The sequence below is a fragment of the Clostridium pasteurianum DSM 525 = ATCC 6013 genome (genome assembly GCF_000807255.1).
Classification (GTDB): Bacteria; Bacillota; Clostridia; order Clostridiales; family Clostridiaceae; genus Clostridium_I; species Clostridium_I pasteurianum.
In genome coordinates this window covers 3,761,549-3,780,432 of sequence record NZ_CP009268.1, presented here as the reverse complement: position 1 = coordinate 3,780,432, position 18,884 = coordinate 3,761,549, and the positions used below count along the sequence as shown (strand labels likewise).

Here is an 18,884-nt window from a genome sequence, read left to right as displayed (position 1 = left end):
TGATGCTATGGTAAAAAGTGGTTTTCAAAGGGGGATTAAAATGTCACATATGAGAATAAATCCTATTTCAAAGGAAGCTGTAATAATGTCAGAAAATAGATTAAAGAGACCTACAGATTTTTCTTCAGATAAAACTGAAAATGATAAAATAAGTTTTAAAAAAGACTGCCCTTTTTGTATTGAAGACCAGAACTCATCAAGAATTAAAATTTATGAAGATCAGATTTCATATGGAGTCAAAGTAGTAGAGAATAAATATCCTATAGTATTAAAAAAAGAAGAAGCTGAAAGTAATGTATATGGATTTCATTATGTGGTTATTGAGGGAAGAGATCACAGTAAAAGTTTTTATGAACTTAGTAGAGAACACATAGGGGAGATAATAAAAGCATATATATGTGTTTCAAAAAATATATACCGTAACGAATTTATTAAGTATGTGCAGGTATTTAAGAATCATGGTAAAAATGCAGGAGCATCATTAAGACATTCTCATTCTCAAATTATAGGCATGAATGTTATGCCAGAAAAGATAAAGACGGAAGTAGAAAATAGCAGTAAATATTATAAAGATAATAAAACCTGTGCCTTTTGTGACTTATTAAAAGATGAAATTAAGTCAAAGGAGAGAATTGTCTATGAAGGTAAAGAATTTATAGCTATTTGTCCCTATGTTTCTAAGCATAGATATGAAATACAAATTATAAAGAAGAAACATTCCAGTACTATATTTACTTTGAATGAATTTGAAATAAATGATTTAAGTGATGTTCTAAAAATTGTGACAAATAAGCTTCATAGTGTTCTTGGAAAAGATATTTCTTATAATATATATTATAATTTTCTTAAAGAAGAAAAGGTTAAATATTATCATTTTTATATTGAAATATGCCCTAGAATTGTAAATGGAGCAGGGTTTGAAATTAGCACGGGAATTATGGTAAATACTATTTTACCTGAAATAGCAGCTAAAAAGCTGAGAGAAGCTAATAATTAGCTTCTTCATATTATTTAATTTAAGTATTCTATTTTATATAGTTTATTACATTTAAGTTTCGTTTTGGAGCAGTTAAGTTTTTTGTGTCAGCTTTATAACCTAGGGCTAATCCATAATAGGGTTCATAGTTTTCTGGGATACCAAGCTTCTCTACTTCATCTTTTAATTCAAAAAAGAATCTCACCAATCCAAGCCAAACAGAACCAATATTCAAACTTTCAGCAGCAATAAGCATATTTTCAATTGCAGCGGAGCAATCTACTAAAGGAGCAACAGCATCTTTTCTGCCAGATACAATAATTAGAGTTGGTGCATTGTATATTATATTTACTTTTGGATTTATTCCCATATTTTTTATCCATTCTACATTTGATTTTGACATCAATTCTTTTGATTTGTCATTAATATACTGAATTTTTTCCCTATTTTGTATAACTGTAAAGTGCCAGGGTTGATCATTGTGAGCTGTGGGGGCGTATATACCAGCTTCAAGTATTAAATCCAGATCCTTTTGATCAATTTGTTCTGTTTCATAAGAGCGTATACTTCTTCTGTTTTTTATAGCATTTAAAATTTCATTCATAAAATGATCTTCCTTTCATAAATCATGGTATTAACAATTTACTATTTATAATAATGCTAATCGTAATAAATGTGAAGTACGCACAAATTTGAAACATGGTATCATAAATGATATTATATAATAAAATTTAAAATAATTTAATAGTAAAAATAGGGGAAATGTAAATGTCAAAGTTAAAAAGTATAACAGCAAATTGTCCTATTGACTTGACCATAAATATTTTAAGTGGAAAATGGAAAATAGCAATTTTATGGAATTTGTCAAAGGGAGCTGTAAGATTTAATGAACTTAAGAGGATGTTACCAGGAATTACCCATAAAATATTAACTATGCAATTGAGAGAATTAGAAAGAGATAAAATGATTTATAGAAAAGTATATAATGAGATTCCGCCTAAAGTTGAATATGGACTTACAGAGGTTGGGAAGAGTATAAGACCTGTTTTAAAATCCATGTGTGATTGGGGAAAGGAATATAAAAACCTAATTTGATTAATAAATGAAAATAAGATAGTAATTGGAAAGATATAATTTGACTCAATAATAGGTGATTGATATTATATATAATTGTACTAATAAAATTATTTAAAAATTATCCGATAACAGCGACAGGTTCTTGGATAATTCATCTAAACTTAGGCTGAGTACAAACTTCCAGCTAAGTAAGATTTATTGATATTAAAACAAATAAGAAATGTTTATTATAGAGAAATTAGAGTATACATAATATGTTTAAAGTATGTACTTTTTTAGGAGGAAACTTACATGACAAATATAAATGAAAAATTAGCTGAAGAGTTTAAATTAAATGTAAAACAGATAGATAGTTTTGTTGAAATGCTGGATGAAGGAGCTACAGTTCCTTTTATAGCTAGATATAGAAAGGAAAGAACCGGTGGATTAGATGATACTGTATTGAGAAATCTCAATGATAGACTTACCTATCTTAGAAATCTTGAAGATAGAAAAGAAACGGTAATAAAAGCTATTTCAGATCAGGATAAATTAACAGATGAATTAAAAGAAAAAATTATGAACTCCAATACTTTAACAGAAGTAGAGGATTTATATAGACCTTATAAACAAAAGAAAAGAACTAGGGCAACTATAGCAGTTGAAAAGGGATTAAAGCCTTTAGCAGAGTCTATTTTTAATGGAGAATTTCAAGATAATATAGATGAGTATGCCAAAGGATTTGTTGAAGAAGAAAAAGGCGTAAATAACATACAAGAAGCTTTAGCTGGTGCAGAAGATATTATAAGTGAAATTATTTCTGATGAAGCAGAGTATAGAAAATGGATAAGGAATTTAGTGAAAAAAGAAGGAATTATTGAAACCAGTGGAAGTAGTGAAGAACCTACACCTTATGAAATGTATTACGATTATAAAGAGGCTGTAGATAAAATACCTCCTCATAGAATTCTTGCCATAAATAGAGGCGAAAAGGAAAAGGTTTTATCAGTTAAAATAACTTGTGATGAAGATAAAATAATAAAATATTTAAATGATAGATGTTTAAAGGGAAATGAAAAAACTGATAAATACATAGAAAATAGCGTAAAGGACTCTTTAAAAAGGCTTATATATCCTTCCATAGAAAGAGAAATAAGATCTGAATTATTCGAAATAGGAGAGGATGGTGCTATAGAAATATTTAAATCCAATTTGAAGTCATTGTTAATGCAATCTCCTATAAAAGGTAAAGCAGTTTTAGGATATGACCCTGGTTTTAGAACTGGATGTAAGATAGCAGTACTTGATGAAACCGGTAAACTTTTGGATACTGCAACTATTTATGCAACTGCACCTCAAAATGACGTGGAAGGATCTATAAAGATACTAAAGCAACTTGTGTATAAATATAATGTAGGAATGATTTCTCTTGGAAATGGAACAGCTAGCAGGGAGTCAGAGGAAATAGTAGCAAGTCTTATAAAAGAAGTTAAAGACGAAAAGAACATGGATTTATATTATGTAATAGTTTCAGAAGCTGGAGCATCTGTTTATTCAGCATCGGAGCTTGCAAGTAAGGAATATCCAGATATAAATGTATCTTTAAGAGGAGCTATATCCATTGGCAGAAGGCTTCAAGATCCTTTAGCAGAGCTTGTAAAGATAGATCCTAAATCTATAGGGGTAGGGCAATATCAGCATGATGTTACACCTAAAAAAATGGATGAATCTTTAACGGGAGTAGTGGAAGATTGCGTTAATAGTGTTGGAGTAGATCTTAATATAGCAACACCAGCGTTGCTTTCTTATGTATCTGGAGTTAATAGTAACATAGCTAAGAACATAGTGAATTATAGGGAAGAGAAAGGAAAGTTTAAAAGTAGAAAGGAACTTTTGAAAGTTAAAAGGCTAGGACCTAAAGCTTATGAGCAATGTGCAGGATTTTTAAGAGTTATGGAAAGTGAAGAAGCTCTTGATAATACTGCCGTACATCCTGAATCCTATAAGGCTGCAAAAGGGCTATTGGATATATTAGATTATACAGAAAAAGACATTAAAGAAGGAAACCTCTTAGATATAGATAATAAAGTTAAATTTTTAGGAATAGAAAAACTTGCTGAGAAATTAGAAATAGGAGTTCCGACTCTTTCAGATATAGTTAAAGAAATAAAGAAACCAGGCAGAGATCCAAGGGAAGAAATGCCAAAACCTGTACTGAAAACTGGTATAATTGATATTTCACAGCTTAAACCAGGTATGGTTCTTACAGGTACAGTTAGAAATGTAGCAGATTTTGGTGCTTTTGTGGATATTGGTGTTCATCAGGATGGACTTGTACACATAAGTCAGCTTTCTGATAAATTTGTAAAGCATCCACTAGATGTAGTAAAGGTTGGAGATATTATAGAGGTTACAGTTCTAGAAATTGATGAAAAGAGAAATAGAATATCACTTACAATGAAGAAATAATTTACAATCATCAATAATTATAAATTAAATACTTAGTATTGAATTTTAATAAAAATTGTACTATAATCTAGCTAAAGAATTAAATATTGATAATCTTCAGGGCAGGGTGTAATTCCCTACCGGCGGTATAGCCCGCGAGCCAAATTTTGGTATGATTCGGTGAAATTCCGAGGCCGACAGTAAAGTCTGGATGGAAGAAGAGAGAATTTGTACATGTATTTATTGCCCTGATTGTAAAAATCAGGGCTTTTTTATTACTGCGTTTGAAGATCAATCAAAAATTTGGAGGTAAAACTATGAGAAATTCAAAATTAAATGTTATGACTAAAACAGCAGTACTAAGTGTCATTGGCTTTTTAATTATGTTTATTGAAGTGCCTATACCAATATTTCCAGCGTTCTTAAAATTGGATTTAAGTGACTTGCCTGCACTTGTAGGGGCTTTTGCATTAGGACCTGTTCCAGGAATTATAATTGAGTTATTAAAAAATATATTACATGCTATATTCAAAGGAAATACTGCTTTTATAGGAGAGTTTGCAAACTTTTTAGTAGGTGCTGTATTTGTAGGGATAGCGGGAGTAATATATAAAAGAAAGAAAACTAGAGGCAATGCTATAGCAGCATTATCAATAGGTACGGTAGTAATGTCCATTGCTGCCAGCATTCTTAATTATTTTGTAATACTTCCACTTTATGAGACTGTACTACATTTCCCAATTGAGTCTGTAGTAGATATGGGAAAAGCATTGAATCCAAGTATAAAGGATTTAAATACATTTATAGTATTTTCTATTCTTCCCTTTAATTTAATAAAGGGTGTGGTTGTTTCAGTAGTTACAATGGCAGTTTATAAAGCTGTATCGCCATTGATTCATAAGGAAGCTGAAAAAATTGAAGCAGCACAAAATAAGGCCTAAAATAATAACATATATAGTATAGAATAAGGAAAACCCCATTAAGTAGATAATTTAAAATAAATATTTTAATATCTATTTAATAGGGGTTTATTATTATTTTATATTTCTTTTCCACATTATAAGAGCATCTTCATTATTATCAGCATAATAATTTTTTCGTATTCCTTCTGAAATAAAACCAAATTTACTATAAAGATTTTGAGCAATTATATTAGATACTCTTACTTCTAGAGTAAGAGAAGTAACATTTTCTCCTTTACAAATATCTATAAGAGATTTTAATATAAGTTTTCCTACTCCTATGCATCTGTATTTAGGATCAACTGCGATATTTGTAATATGCCCTTCATCTAGAATTATCCACATACCACCATATCCGATAACTTTATTCTGTTGTTTTACAACTACGTATCTTGCAAAATTATTGTTAAGTTCTCTTTCCATGGCATCTTTGCTCCAAGGATCTTTAAAACTTAGTTCTTCTATAGATAAAATCGAATCTATATATTTTTCTTCGAAAGGACAAACTACTAAATCATTCATCTATACTTTTACCAGTCCTTTTTTCATACTCTCTTTCGGCTTGAGATTTTCTTATATATATAGGTGCTGAATTGTATAAATCATCACTTTTGCCTTCACGCAATTTTTTTATTCCCAACTCTCCTAAAGCAGATGCTCTAACTAGATTTAAATGAGCTGGTGCAAAAAAAGTTTGTGGAAGTGAATTCGATATTTGTTCCTTAAATAAGTTTATTCCATCACCAATAAAGGTAACAGGTTTATTTTGTTTTTCAATTAAAGCTAAAAGTTCTTCTATGGACATAATGTGGTATTCTGTTAATTTTACTAAAGCATCTCTTTTAAATTCATATAAAGAAGTATAAACATTGCCTCTTAAAGCATTAAGTATAGGACATATAATGCCAGGGGTGTAGGCCATATTATAGGCTAGGGCATCCAGACTGGAAATGCTTATAAAGGGTTTATCTGAACCTTGGCTAAGTCCTTTAATTGTAGACATACCAATTCTAAGGCCTGTGAAAGATCCTGGTCCTTTTGAAACTACAAATCCATCCAGTGTGTTTATATCTGTATTTGTATTTTTTAGCAAGTTATCAATTATAGTCATTAAGATAACAGAATGTTGTTTTTTATAATTAAAAGTAATTTCACCAAGAAGTTTTTCATCTTCTATAACTGCACAGCTTGCAGCTTCGGTAGCTGAATCTATACTTAAAATTTTCATAGTTTAATCCCCTTTACATAATTGTATCTATCTCCATAATAATTTAGTACTATTTTTCTATAATTATCTCCTTTTTCAGGAAGTTTTTCTATGACAACAGAAATATGTTCCTTAGGAATAAGTTCTTCAATATATGTGGACCATTCTATTATACTTACAGCATTGCTGAAAATATATTCATCAAAACCTATAGCATATATTTCATCCGGATCATTAACTCTATATACATCAAAATGATATAATTTCAACCTTCCATTATATTCGTTAACTATATTAAATGTAGGACTTGTTATATAATCCTCTATTAAAAGGCCTTTAGCAACTCCTTTAGTGAAATGAGTTTTACCAGTACCAAGGTCTCCATCTAGACATACTATATCTCCGGGATTTAGAACAGAACCTAATTTTTCTCCAAGCTTCATGGTCATATTTTCATTATTGACTATAAATTCCATAAGAGTTCACCTCTTAAATATTTTATATTAAAAATAAAAAAAAGAAAAGGCATTGCCCTTACTTTAATTGTAGTTTCACATGGCTAAATTGGCGTAAGTCTCCAACTTATTCAAGTGGGAGTTCAACGCCAAGTTAGCCATGCATTTGCAGTTCTAAAATTCAGATGGGGTAAAAGAATCTCCACCTGAATTAAGAACTTGCTTCAAAATATATGAATAATTATTTTTCATATGTAGTATTAAAATCGTATTGTTCCAAAGTATCTCTTAATTGTTTTACTGAATCTTTGCATATCAAACCTTCTCCTATCATTCCATCCATTATTGAAAAAGCCATAGGTCTGTCTAAGCCTTTTCTATAGGGCCTGTCCTCTATTAATGCCTGATATATATCACAAACACAAAGTATTTTTGCCTCTTCACAAAGGGTAAAATTATCTAATTTTCTTGGATAACCAGTAGAATTTAATTTTTCATGATGATTAGATGCCCAGTCGCTAATATTGCTGATGTCTTCAATTCTATCCAAAATTATCTTAGTATAGTATACATGAGATTTAATAATTGAGAACTCATTTTTTGTAAGTTCACCAGGCTTATCTAATATACTATTTGGAATAGCAAGTTTACCAATATCATGTAAAAGACCAGCTATTTTCATCTCCAAGCACTTTTCTTTTGGATACTTCATGTGATTTGATACCATCCAGGCTAGATTTGCTATACCTCTTGAGTGTTTAGCAGTAAAAGAACTTTTGTTATCAATTATACTGGCTAAGATATAGGCTATTTTTTCAAATTCATACAAATCAAGATATATATCCAGCTTTGGAGATATATTATCTAAAATGAAATCCATAAAGGATATATTTTCTATATCAAACCAAAAAATATCCTTTTCAGCAATTGATAGAAAGGTATTGACTAAATTTTCAGAAAAAATGGAATTAGAATTTAGTTCAATCCAAGAAGTAATTTTATTTCTTTGTTTATAAGAAGGCTCGTCCTCATTATAAAGTAATTCAACTAGATCAGAAAGCCTTATAATTTGACTGGCCAGTGGAATTTCATCTCCTTTTAATCCCATGGCTCCACTACCGTCAAAATTTTCATGATGATATAATATAACAGGACTTATATTGCTAAATACGGGAAAATTAGCTATTATATTAGAACCATTTTTGCAGTGGTCTAATATAAATGTATTAGTCATATGACTTTCCTTTAAAAAATTTGATGCACCAATATCATGTAATAGGCTTGATATATATAACTCTTTCATAAAAATTTCAGGCAGGTTTAATTGTGCTCCTAATTTTAATGAAATATATGCAGTTCTTTTGGAATGGTTTAGGTAATTGTGTTTTGAAAAATTTATATTTGATATATCTTCTATTATTGTTGAGTTTTTCACGGAACTTATTTCAGCTAAATCCAATGCTATGGCCATTGCTCTTATAGTTTTATCTAAACTTATCTTCATATATTATCCCACCTAAAATTTACTACGCGAACTTTTATGCAATTACATTTTATCATATTTAATTAACTTGTAAATTACTTAATATTAGTTTAATAAAAAATGTTTTCACTAATGTAGAAATAATGCAGTAAATTACTGTATAATGTTATATATACTTAGAAGTTATGCATTTAAACTGAGGTGAAAAAATTGAAAAAAATAATGTGTTTATTTCTTTTATTTACAATAATTATATTTCAGAATAGTTGTAATAAGAACACAAATATTAATTCAAATACTGAAAATACAAAGAAAGTTATAAAAAATTTAGATGTTATGGTAAGTAATAAATACCTATATAACATAGTAAGAGATATTGCAGGTGATAAAAATAATTTAGAATTTATGTTAAAAAATGAAAATGAAAAATTTACATATACAGAAGATAGTATTTCAAATGTAGGTAAACAGGATTTATTTATATATATAGGTGCTGGATTTGAAGAATGGGCAGAGGATTTTTTAAATAATGTGGATAAAAGTAAAGTATCAGTAATAAATTCTTCTAGAGGTATTAGTTTTTTGACCTACGGTAACAAAAATGCCAAAAATTATGGACAGAGAAATCCATATTATATGATGGACATTAATAACTATAAAACAATGCTTCTAAATATAAAAAATGCCATAGAAGAAAAGGATCCCAAAAACAGAAGTACCTATGAAGCTAATTTTAGAAATTGTATCACAAAGGTAGATGAATATAGAGATTCTATGAAAGATATAAGCAATAAAATGAAAGATTATACTATAATTACTGATACGGATAGATTTGATTATCTTTTAAGTAGTCAAAATTTCAATAATATAAAATTTTATAGAAATGATCAAGGATATATTTCCTCTGAAGATAATCAGAGAATATCTATAGAAAAGGACAAAGGAAAAAAATTATGTTTTATATATGATGATGATAAAGATCTGCAGCAAAATAAAGATATAATAGACAGATATGCTATACAACCAATAAAGGTCACAGTTTATAATGCTGATATGGATTATGTAGATATGTTAAAAAGCAATATAGAAAGCTTTAAAAGTGTTATAAAATAATGGAGGTTTTTTAATGTTTTTCATAGGTATATTTGGGATGGGAACTAAGAATAAGGATATAAGGATTATAAATAATATGATTTGTAAATCCTGTGGAAGAATGACTTCTTATAAATTTATAAAAACCTATAACTACTTTGAAATATTTTTTATTCCAATTTTCAAATGGTCAGAAAGATACTATTTGATTTCAAAATGTTGTGGAAGTCTATTTGAACTGTCAAAAGAAGAAGGGGAGCAATTGGCTAAAGGGGACGACTCTATTTTAGATAAGTTAAATATAACTATAGTAGAAGATAATTCACGGTGTGGAAAACTTATGTGTCATAACTGTGGAAAAGAAGTAGACGAAAGTTTTGAATTTTGTCCCTATTGTGGTACAAGGTTAAAAAATTGAAGTGATATAAAAGCATAAAATTATTTTATTAACTGTATTTAGAAGAATATATAGATATTAAATATTAATAGGGAGCTAGTTAGATTAGATTCAATAGTCACTAGTTCTTTTATTTTATAAATTTTTTCTATTTGATTATATGATTATTTAGCAATAAATTTTTAATTTAGGCAATATCATACAAGAAATTTTAAATCTATTTATGATATTCTCAAAATAATACAGAAAGAAAGGGGGGATTATGAATGAAAAAGGAAGTTAGAACCGTTCGATTTGATATAGATTTAAATATAGAAGCTTACACTTTTAAAGGTGTTATGCAAAAATTTCCAAACCACTTTCATGAATATTATGTAATTGGTTTTATTGAAAATGGGAAACGATATTTATCATGTAAAAACAAGGAATATACAATTGAAACAGGGGATTTGATATTATTTAATCCTAATGACAATCACACTTGTCAGCAAATTGATGGTAGGAGCTTGGATTATAGATGTATTAATATTCAACCAGAAATTATGAGCGAAATAGTTTATGAAATAACAGGTAAAAAATATTTGCCTTATTTTAATCAGCAAGTAATTTTTCAGAGTGACTTAATTTCCTCATTGAGTGAACTTCATCTCATGATAATGAAAGAGGAACAGGATTTTAAAAAGGAACAAGTACTATTTTTTTTAATAAGACAGTTAATTGAGGAATATACTGAACTAGCTCTATCTATTGAAATATCAGAACCCAGTGTAGAGATAAAAACAATTTGTGAATTTTTAGAAGAGAACTATACGAAAAATATTACTCTTGATAACTTAAGTGACTTAACAGGATTAAGCAAATATTATTTATTACGTTCCTTTACTAAACAAAAAGGAATTTCACTCTATAGTTATTTAGAAACTGTTCGTATTAATAAAGCTAAAAAGCTGTTAGAGAAATGTATACCTCCTATTGAGGTGGCTTTACAAACAGGTTTTAACGATCAAAGTCACTTTTCAAATTTTTTTAAGAAATTTATTGGACTGACACCAAAACAATATATGAATATTTTTAAGGAAAGTAATAAGTAGAAATTTTATATGTTTTAAGTATTACTTATATTTCAAAGTAAAATAAATTTGAAAGTCAAGGAGAGAATAAAATGGATGAACAAAGCACCAAATGTGTAATTATAATAGATGAAAAGTTACCATTAGGAATTATTGCAAATACATCTGCTATTTTGGGTATTACATTAGGAAAGCATATTTCCAATTTAGTAGGGAAGGATGTGTATGACGCTACAGACAAAAATCATTTGGGTATTATTAAAATACCTGTTCCAATTTTAAAAGGAAGTAGAGAAATACTTAGGAATTTAAGAAAAAAATTATATACTTCTGATTTTGAAGATATGATCGTAGTAGACTTTTCAGATATAGCACAAAGTTGTAATATTTATAATGAATATGTCCAGAAGGTATCAACAATATCAGAAGAGGAACATAATTATTTTGGAATTGCTATTTGTGGCAATAAGAAAAAAGTTAATAGTCTAACGGGTAGCATGCCTTTATTAAGATAGTAATTGTAAAAATATGAGGTAAGCTGTAAAGGCTTCCTCTTTTACAGTATATTTTAGTTCAATAAATTTGTAGAAGTACATACTATTATAAATTAGCTTGATACATAGTAGACATAACTTGTATATAATATTAAATAATAAACTATACTTGACTTTATAGATTTTTTGTAGTATACTATCTTTTGTCAGTAATGGTTACAGTAAAATTTACTAAAATATCTGTAATTATTAATATATTAAAGGGGTATGGCTCAACGGTAGAGTAGTGGTCTCCAAAACCATTGGTTGTGGGTTCAAATCCTACTGCCCCTGCCAAAAACGACACAAAACGTTGATATGACTACGTTTGAACGATTTTATTAGTTCAAAAGTGGTCATATTTTTTTGCATTTTGGAACACCTTTAAGACCACTTTAAGGTCATTTTAAAAGCTCACTTTTTATTAAATTTATTGTTAAAGGAAGTGAGTAAATTCATGCCTAAAGTAAAATTCAAATCAAATTTTTCAAAAATTACTGACGGTCTTGTACCACTTGATGATATGGAACATATAAAAAATAATAATATAACAATTCAACAATTCTTTAAATTACACAATAATTTCATTGATGATAAAAAGCTTGAAGGATTAGCACCAAGGACAATCTCTGACCATATAAAATTATTTGGATTTTTCAAAAAGTATATTATTGATGTAAAAAAGTTCCAAATAGAACAAGTATATCTTAATATCGATATTTTTAAGAATTATTTGTATTATATGTGCATCGATAAAGATTATAAACCTTGTACTGTTAATATAAGGATATCGTCACTTAAATGTTATTTAAATTGGTTATTTAATAAGAAGTATATTCAAGAAAATTATGGATTAATTTTAAGGAAAGTTAAAAGACCAGAAGATACCATAAGACCTTTAAGTGATACAAATGTAAGAAAAATGCTCAATGCTCCTAATAGAAATACTTATGCTGGATTTAGAGATTTTACAATTATGGTAATTATTTTAGATTGTGGAATTAGAATTCAAGAATTATGTAATACAATAATCCCTGATGTTGATTTAAGAAATAAGATATTAACAGTAAGGGGAGAAGTAAGTAAAACAAGAAGAGTAAGAGCGTTACCATTGTCAAAACAATCTGTAATGTTATTAAAACAGCTTATTGAGATAGCAACAGAGAATAAATGTACTTATGTTTTTATGTCTACAAATTCAACAGATAAAATAGATCATGAAGTTATTATAAGAGCCTTTGAGAAATATGGCAAGAAAATGGGAATAAATGTAAGATGTACACCACATGTATTCAGGCATACATTTGCCACAAATGCGGTTAAATCTGGAATGGATGTATTTACCTTGCAGCGTATAATGGGGCATAACCAAATTTCCACAACAAGGCAGTATATACAACTTGAAACTACTGACCTGATAAAAAAACATGAAAAAATGGATTCTGTGAGCAGATATTTGAGGGGGAAGTAGCTATGCTCCACAAGCACATTAAAAAAATAATAGCACTAGCAGCTATAACTATCACAATAACAGCCACAGCTATAATCCATAATTATAATTACAGAAATATTACCTTGCATGAAGATGATATAACTTATATTAGTGACAATCAATTAGTAATAAGCAACACCAAAAATAAAAATATAAAAATTATACGTAAATTACATGGAAAAGATAAAGTTACAGTACTCAAAAACAATATTAAAATCCAAGAATATCCATCTAGTGCAAAGGCAGATTTAATATTTTATAACTATAACAATTTAAAGCTAGAAATTAGTAGATAAAGAAGGTGATCTGTAATGAATGAATATAAATTTTTAAAAGAATTTTATAAGTCAGCAGCACTCATTAATCCAAAAAATATTATTATTCAAGAAGTTGATATTGCAAGAGATTTTGTTTGTATTTATATAGTTACCAAGAATAAAAATATGCTTGATATTTTCACAGCAGTGGGAGATATAGACGAGCCTATAAATAAAGATAGTATAAATCATGTGTTATTGCCAGAATCATTAATAAAACAGTTATTTAAACAACAAATAAAATAAGCCAGTATTCGCAGTACTGACTTATTACTTTGATATCTATACACTTTCCAAAACTAAATATAGATAAACGATACCTTTATTTTATCTCAAAAAGTGAGATTTGTAAAGGTTAGTTTCTTGCTGTCTTTTTTAGGATAGACAACAGGTCAAATGTGTTGAGAATGAGAATAATCACGTTAAAATAACCTGTCAGAAATGGCGATTAACTCCCCCCGATGTGAAAAAAGTCATCAAAGGGCAAGGGGCTTTCTGCGTCTTATAACCGTAACTATAGGGCGTAAATCCCCAGTGTGTACAGTAAGGTGAAACTCCGTACTGGGTTATCAAAAATGTAAGGCTTGGAAGTCTAGGTGTAGAAATACACGACAAGAATATTAAACTGTATTTTACAGTGCAATTATAGGGCTAGAATGTAATTGTTAATAATATTAGTCGTTACGGATGTTGAAGGGATACAATAGCTTATACGCAACATTAGAGTCCTTGTTTCTAACATCAAGGATTCCTATGCCTTCGGAACGTGTCCAAGCATTCCGCAACATTAGTTGATTTAATTCGTAAGTCAAGTTATTTAATCAAAAACTTAATAACATTAATTGGTTAGCTGTAATCCTTAAGCAGCAAAGAGGAATAGGTAATAACATGCGGGACAATGTTCCACAAAGCAATAATAATGAAAATAGTAGAAGTCGTGATGCAATAGCAGATAAAGTTGATATTGGTTCTGGACGTACGTATGAGCGTGCAAAAAATGCAGTTAATAAAATAGATGAACTAAAAAAGAATCATAAAAACAAAGATGCTGAATTTTTAACAGTAGTGTTAAATGAAAGTGTTAGAGGGGCAAAGGATTTAGCTGAAGATGATGTAATATGTTAATAAAAATATATGGAAAATAATAACAAATAGTTATATAATATTATTAATGTAATAAATTTACATTAATATAGTAAAAAAGGGTGGCTATTTGTTATGAAATTAATATCTGATAAAGCTAAGATAGAAGAAATCTTACTTGATCCATATAATCCTAGATTTATAGATTTTGATGCTATGAATCAAAATGAGTTACAAAAAAAAATAATGAAAACTAATGACGCCAAAGAATTGTTAAATAGTATGAGATTAGGAATTAAATGGGTGAATAGAATAGTTGTGAGGAGAATATCAACTCTATCAAAAGAACAAAAACTTAAAATTTTAGGTATTGATAATTATGAATATATAATTGTTGAAGGAAATAATAGACTAGCTTGTTTGAAGGATGAGGTAATGGATGAAACAGTAGATAGAAATTTTCCCATACCAGTATTAATTGCAGAAAAGGAAGATTATGAATCACAAATTGCATATGAAAGCGAATTGAGATTAACGCAAGGAATAGCTAATGTTATGGTTGTAAAGCAGTGGAAACCAGTTGCGAAAGCAAGACATATATATAGATTGTATAAAGATAAGAAGCAGCTTAATGTCTCTGATACAATGAATAAAATATTTAAAAATATTTCAGAAGAATTAGGGGTTAAGCTTTCGGAAGTGCGTACTGCGGTGATTAGGTATAAATTTTATAATGAAATAGCAAAAGAATCTGATACTTTAAATGATAATGATTGGCAATATCTTGAAGCAATAGATACAAATCAAAATATTAGAAGTATGTTCGGAATGATACCAAAGTCTATGGATTTTGAATGGGATATGAATGAAGATGATATTGAAGAAAATGAAAAACTATTTTATAAAAAAGAATTACTAAATTCTATTCCTGAAATTATTTCTACAGTAAAGAATGAGGGATTATCTTCTAAGAAATTTAGAGATATATTTAGAGAAATAATTCCTAAATACAATGATGTAGAAGATTTTAAAAATGATATCTCAGATATTTTGAATGTAGATACTGATAAGAATTGGACAAGACTTGAAAAAGAGATAATTAATAATAGGCATAATGATAAAGATATTTGGAACGAAAAATTAAATAATATTTTAACAGAATTAAATAATTTTCCATCACCAGCCGATTGGGCTTATAATACTATAGATATTTTAGAAAAAATACAAAATAAAATTGATAAACATTTATCTATAATTAAAGAGAATTAATATATGAAAAATCTTAGTGTTAGAGTCAAAAATGCCATTTTTAATTACATGAATAATAATTTTTATCAAGAGAGAGTTCAGCTTGATAAATACTTATTAGATATTTCTGAAAATATTATTAAAAAAAATATATTAAATTTAAGTTTGGATGAATTTATAGATAATATTTGTGATAATACATCTAAATTTTATGAGGATCTAGCAAAAACATTAATAAAGCTATCAGAAAAAATACATACAACAAGTAATATAAATATTGAATATTATTTGCCATATTATTATATACAAAATACACAATTTGGAATTAATTCATTTAAAGGATGTAGAAACAAGTATATTACTATTCTTAATTATATTTGTTCATTACAACAAATTTCCAAAGGTAAATTTTATGAGGAATTTTGTACATTATTTCTCAAAGATATTGGAATTAATGTTGAGACAACTTCATACTCAAAAGATTGTGGTATAGATATAATAGGTACAATTAATATGAAGAGTACTAATTTAATGTCAGATGCAATTCTAAAAAATCCAATATTTTTAATAGCACAAGTGAAATTTCATAAATATAAATTAGATATATCTTTTATTAGAAAAATTATTGGTGATAGCCTTTTTTATAGATTTAATAATGTTAATGATAAAATATTCATAGGAAGCAATCCATTATACTTAATGGTGATTAGCCACAAAGGATTTTATATTAAAACTGAAGAATTTGCACTTAAAAATGGTGTTATATTAATAGATTCAATTAAAATGATAGATATCTTATGTAATATAAATAATACTAGTAATTTAAAAAGCATAAAATATTTACTTAGTTATGATGCTGTATTAAGTAATAAATATTTTAATAAAAAGGTAGTAGATTAATATTCTGCTACCTTCTTCTAATTATATTATAAATAAATGCTGCTATTAATATATCCATATCCTCCCAGGTTTATTATTTATATTCAGTATTTTCATCAATATATTCAATTAAATCAGATAATTTTTTGATATGTAATTTATTTAAAACAATATTAAAGCTTTCTAGTTTTACTGTCAACAAATCTTTATTATCAAACATTTTATACAAAGTTGGTCTCGATACACCAGTGATTCTTTGCAATTCTGATATAGTTCTAATATCCTTTTCAAAACAAATTTTTCTCAAATTACATTTTATCATTATTTAACACCTCGGCTATTATTATAAATTATAAAGATTAAAATGTAAATTAAATAAAATAAATTGTAAACTATAGTTGACAATTTATAAATTAAGATTTACAATATAAACATAAGGTGAATCAAATAAAATCCAAGGGGGAATAAAAATATGTTTTTAAAAGATGGAAATTATAATGAATTTGGTATTGAGGTTAGTTTTAATGAATTTGAGTTATATTTAAATGAGATTAGTGAGGAAACTATTACATTGGATATACATGGAATTGTACAAACTCAAGTAACCTTTGAACAGTTTTGCTGGTATATTAATGAATATAAACATAGTAATAAAAGAACATTGGTTCTTGAGGATTTAACTGAAAGTATATGCTCCGTATTTATTGATATGAAAGATATTAAACATATTATTAAAGGTGTACATTTTTATGAAGATAGTTATATTCTTATCCTGAAACATAATATCATGTACAGACTTATTGTTGAATATTAGAAGCTTGGTAGGTGATTGATATAAATTTCTGTTAAAATGGAAATTAAAATATGGTTTGGGATAAGGTGATTGTATGAAAGAGTTAACTGTTAGTTATTTATCAAGATTAGATACCATTGAGGTTACTCAAGAAGATATAAATTCAATACAGGATTGGTATGTAAAGAATACGAATTATATTAAACAAAATATTGATATAATAAAAGATCCTTTTGAGGAAATTAATATAATTTATGTAGATAATTTAATTTATAAAAATAAAAATGAATTTTATAATTTTATTAAACCAGAAAACAATTCACAATTAAAATATATATATGGCTTTCATTTAGATTTTGAAAAAAGTAAAGAAGATATATTAAATGATAGGTTTATAAATTTTGATTTCTTATATGATGAGGAATTAGAATATAAAAATAAACCTGAATTTATGTCGAAAGCTCAGGAATGGATAAGGCAAGATATAACAACTATAACATTAATATATGTATATATAGCTTTAAATGAAGAATGTGTCATTAGACAGACTAAAACTACAACTAAAAAAATTCAGTCTAAAAAGAATAAAAGAGCAGGAAAAAAACCAAGAACTAAATTAATTAATCAGACCATTATTAGATTAAACACAGATTATATTCAATTGACTGAAGAAGAAAAAAGATATTATGAGAGACATAAACTAGGGTGGACTGTTAGGGGACATTTAAGACACTACCAAAGTGGTAAAACAGTCTGGATTAAACCTCATGTTAGAGGGGATAAGGATAATGTTGAAGGTAAAGTATATGAAATATAATTTTGAGGGGTAATGTAATATGATAAAAACAATGAAATTTAAATTAGCAATTTTATTATTTAGACTAGCAAACTATTTACTTAAAGATAAAATTCAGGAACATAGACAATCAATAGAGGACGCATATGCAGATGCAGACTGGGATTCATTAAATGATTTTTATGATAGAGCAAATGAAGAAGATTACACCAAAGAATTAAAAGCACAAGGAATAATATAAAAATTTTCCATAAAAAAGCTTGACAAATAAAATTTATGGTGCTAGATTTAAACTAATGATTTTAATTGCATATTATTCACATCATTAATGTTGAGATGAAATTGAGTATTACAAAGAGGTAATACTAATATAGATAAGGGAGCTGTAATTTTTAGTGAATCTTAACAGTGCAATTAGATCTAAAATTTAATATAACACTATAAAGAATAATTGTTTTTAATGTGACCGATAAAACTTAAAAAGGATTTGTGATATACAATCTTTGTAGTTTTAAGTCTACAAAATTAAAAACTATTATACTTTAATTGTAAAAATTTTATCCTATATTTATACAGGATAAGTCTATACTTTTTTAG

At 27.6% G+C, this 18,884-nt stretch carries 23 protein-coding genes, 1 tRNA gene and 1 riboswitch; of the genes, 18 read left to right on the top strand and 6 right to left on the bottom strand.

What is annotated here, in order from left to right; genetic code table 11:
• Nucleotides 1-40: 40 nt before the first annotated feature.
• A complete protein-coding gene (galT, locus tag CLPA_RS17080; RefSeq protein WP_003445880.1) occupies nt 41-997 on the top strand; it encodes a galactose-1-phosphate uridylyltransferase in 957 nt (318 codons plus the stop codon).
• Nucleotides 998-1,025: 28 nt separating this feature from the next.
• On the opposite strand, the gene CLPA_RS17075 is transcribed toward galT, so the two are convergent.
• Nucleotides 1,026-1,580: a nitroreductase family protein gene (locus CLPA_RS17075; RefSeq protein ID WP_003445881.1), complete on the bottom strand. Its 555-nt coding sequence runs from the start codon at nt 1,578-1,580 to the stop codon at nt 1,026-1,028.
• Nucleotides 1,581-1,744: 164 nt separating this feature from the next.
• On the opposite strand from CLPA_RS17075, the gene CLPA_RS17070 reads away from it, so the two are divergent.
• The 3 genes from CLPA_RS17070 (at nt 1,745) to CLPA_RS17060 (ending at nt 5,421) form a co-directional block, all read left to right on the top strand.
• The gene (locus tag CLPA_RS17070) at nt 1,745-2,071 is read left to right on the top strand and encodes a winged helix-turn-helix transcriptional regulator (RefSeq protein ID WP_003445883.1); all 327 of its coding nucleotides are present in this window, start codon (nt 1,745-1,747) and stop codon (nt 2,069-2,071) included.
• Between the two features lie 273 nt (nt 2,072-2,344).
• On the top strand, nt 2,345-4,501 hold the full coding sequence (locus CLPA_RS17065; RefSeq protein WP_003445886.1) for a Tex family protein: 2,157 nt from the start codon (nt 2,345-2,347) through the stop codon (nt 4,499-4,501).
• A gap of 88 nt (nt 4,502-4,589) precedes the next feature.
• Nucleotides 4,590-4,707, top strand: a riboswitch (FMN riboswitch).
• A 90-nt stretch (nt 4,708-4,797) separates the two neighbouring features.
• The gene (locus tag CLPA_RS17060; RefSeq protein WP_003445888.1) at nt 4,798-5,421 is read left to right on the top strand and encodes an ECF transporter S component; all 624 of its coding nucleotides are present in this window, start codon (nt 4,798-4,800) and stop codon (nt 5,419-5,421) included.
• Between the two features lie 93 nt (nt 5,422-5,514).
• On the opposite strand, the gene rimI is transcribed toward CLPA_RS17060, so the two are convergent.
• The 4 genes from rimI to CLPA_RS17040 form a co-directional block, all read right to left on the bottom strand.
• Nucleotides 5,515-5,964, bottom strand: a complete 450-nt coding sequence (gene rimI / locus CLPA_RS17055; RefSeq protein WP_003445890.1) for a ribosomal protein S18-alanine N-acetyltransferase — start codon at nt 5,962-5,964, stop codon at nt 5,515-5,517.
• The gene (gene tsaB, locus CLPA_RS17050) at nt 5,957-6,670 is read right to left on the bottom strand and encodes a tRNA (adenosine(37)-N6)-threonylcarbamoyltransferase complex dimerization subunit type 1 TsaB (protein WP_003445892.1); all 714 of its coding nucleotides are present in this window, start codon (nt 6,668-6,670) and stop codon (nt 5,957-5,959) included. Before tsaB ends, rimI begins: the two co-directional genes overlap by 8 nt.
• Nucleotides 6,667-7,125, bottom strand: coding sequence for a tRNA (adenosine(37)-N6)-threonylcarbamoyltransferase complex ATPase subunit type 1 TsaE (gene tsaE / locus CLPA_RS17045; RefSeq protein WP_003445893.1), 459 nt, complete (start codon nt 7,123-7,125; stop codon nt 6,667-6,669). The genes tsaB and tsaE overlap by 4 nt, the downstream gene beginning before the upstream one ends.
• A gap of 220 nt (nt 7,126-7,345) precedes the next feature.
• On the bottom strand, nt 7,346-8,608 hold the full coding sequence (locus tag CLPA_RS17040) for an HD-GYP domain-containing protein (protein ID WP_003445895.1): 1,263 nt from the start codon (nt 8,606-8,608) through the stop codon (nt 7,346-7,348).
• A 189-nt stretch (nt 8,609-8,797) separates the two neighbouring features.
• Here CLPA_RS17040 and CLPA_RS17035 point away from each other — a divergent pair, with 189 nt between their 5' ends.
• The 11 genes from CLPA_RS17035 to CLPA_RS16985 all read left to right on the top strand — a co-directional run bounded on the left by CLPA_RS17035 (nt 8,798) and on the right by CLPA_RS16985 (nt 16,719).
• Nucleotides 8,798-9,700 (top strand): metal ABC transporter substrate-binding protein, encoded by a 903-nt coding sequence (locus CLPA_RS17035; RefSeq protein ID WP_003445897.1) that lies wholly within the window; start codon nt 8,798-8,800, stop codon nt 9,698-9,700.
• A 13-nt stretch (nt 9,701-9,713) separates the two neighbouring features.
• Nucleotides 9,714-10,097: a zinc ribbon domain-containing protein gene (locus CLPA_RS17030; RefSeq protein ID WP_003445899.1), complete on the top strand. Its 384-nt coding sequence runs from the start codon at nt 9,714-9,716 to the stop codon at nt 10,095-10,097.
• A 245-nt stretch (nt 10,098-10,342) separates the two neighbouring features.
• Nucleotides 10,343-11,167 carry an AraC family ligand binding domain-containing protein gene (locus CLPA_RS17025; protein WP_003445901.1) on the top strand — a complete coding sequence of 275 codons (825 nt, stop codon included), beginning with the start codon at nt 10,343-10,345 and terminating at the stop codon, nt 11,165-11,167.
• A gap of 71 nt (nt 11,168-11,238) precedes the next feature.
• The gene (locus CLPA_RS17020; protein ID WP_003445904.1) at nt 11,239-11,661 is read left to right on the top strand and encodes a DUF2000 domain-containing protein; all 423 of its coding nucleotides are present in this window, start codon (nt 11,239-11,241) and stop codon (nt 11,659-11,661) included.
• A 240-nt stretch (nt 11,662-11,901) separates the two neighbouring features.
• A tRNA-Trp gene (locus CLPA_RS17015) sits at nt 11,902-11,976 on the top strand.
• Between the two features lie 160 nt (nt 11,977-12,136).
• Nucleotides 12,137-13,150 carry a tyrosine-type recombinase/integrase gene (locus CLPA_RS17010; RefSeq protein ID WP_003445907.1) on the top strand — a complete coding sequence of 338 codons (1,014 nt, stop codon included), beginning with the start codon at nt 12,137-12,139 and terminating at the stop codon, nt 13,148-13,150.
• Nucleotides 13,151-13,152: 2 nt separating this feature from the next.
• A complete protein-coding gene (locus tag CLPA_RS17005; protein ID WP_003445908.1) occupies nt 13,153-13,467 on the top strand; it encodes a hypothetical protein in 315 nt (104 codons plus the stop codon).
• 15 nt (nt 13,468-13,482) lie between these two features.
• A complete protein-coding gene (locus CLPA_RS17000; RefSeq protein WP_003445910.1) occupies nt 13,483-13,734 on the top strand; it encodes a hypothetical protein in 252 nt (83 codons plus the stop codon).
• A gap of 642 nt (nt 13,735-14,376) precedes the next feature.
• On the top strand, nt 14,377-14,613 hold the full coding sequence (locus CLPA_RS16995) for a hypothetical protein (RefSeq protein WP_003445912.1): 237 nt from the start codon (nt 14,377-14,379) through the stop codon (nt 14,611-14,613).
• Nucleotides 14,614-14,706: 93 nt separating this feature from the next.
• Nucleotides 14,707-15,840 carry a hypothetical protein gene (locus tag CLPA_RS16990; RefSeq protein WP_003445914.1) on the top strand — a complete coding sequence of 378 codons (1,134 nt, stop codon included), beginning with the start codon at nt 14,707-14,709 and terminating at the stop codon, nt 15,838-15,840.
• Nucleotides 15,841-15,843: 3 nt separating this feature from the next.
• Complete coding sequence (locus tag CLPA_RS16985; protein ID WP_003445915.1) at nt 15,844-16,719, top strand: PDDEXK family nuclease; 876 nt, start codon at nt 15,844-15,846, stop codon at nt 16,717-16,719.
• A 73-nt stretch (nt 16,720-16,792) separates the two neighbouring features.
• On the opposite strand, the gene CLPA_RS16980 is transcribed toward CLPA_RS16985, so the two are convergent.
• On the bottom strand, nt 16,793-17,020 hold the full coding sequence (locus tag CLPA_RS16980) for a helix-turn-helix domain-containing protein (RefSeq protein ID WP_003445919.1): 228 nt from the start codon (nt 17,018-17,020) through the stop codon (nt 16,793-16,795).
• 150 nt (nt 17,021-17,170) lie between these two features.
• Between CLPA_RS16980 and CLPA_RS16975 the strand changes: the two genes are divergently transcribed.
• The 3 genes from CLPA_RS16975 to CLPA_RS16965 all read left to right on the top strand — a co-directional run bounded on the left by CLPA_RS16975 (nt 17,171) and on the right by CLPA_RS16965 (nt 18,528).
• On the top strand, nt 17,171-17,512 hold the full coding sequence (locus CLPA_RS16975; RefSeq protein ID WP_003445921.1) for a hypothetical protein: 342 nt from the start codon (nt 17,171-17,173) through the stop codon (nt 17,510-17,512).
• Between the two features lie 73 nt (nt 17,513-17,585).
• Nucleotides 17,586-18,308, top strand: a complete 723-nt coding sequence (locus CLPA_RS20155) for a hypothetical protein (RefSeq protein WP_003445923.1) — start codon at nt 17,586-17,588, stop codon at nt 18,306-18,308.
• Nucleotides 18,309-18,327: 19 nt separating this feature from the next.
• On the top strand, nt 18,328-18,528 hold the full coding sequence (locus CLPA_RS16965) for a hypothetical protein (protein ID WP_003445925.1): 201 nt from the start codon (nt 18,328-18,330) through the stop codon (nt 18,526-18,528).
• Nucleotides 18,529-18,884 lie beyond the last annotated feature (356 nt).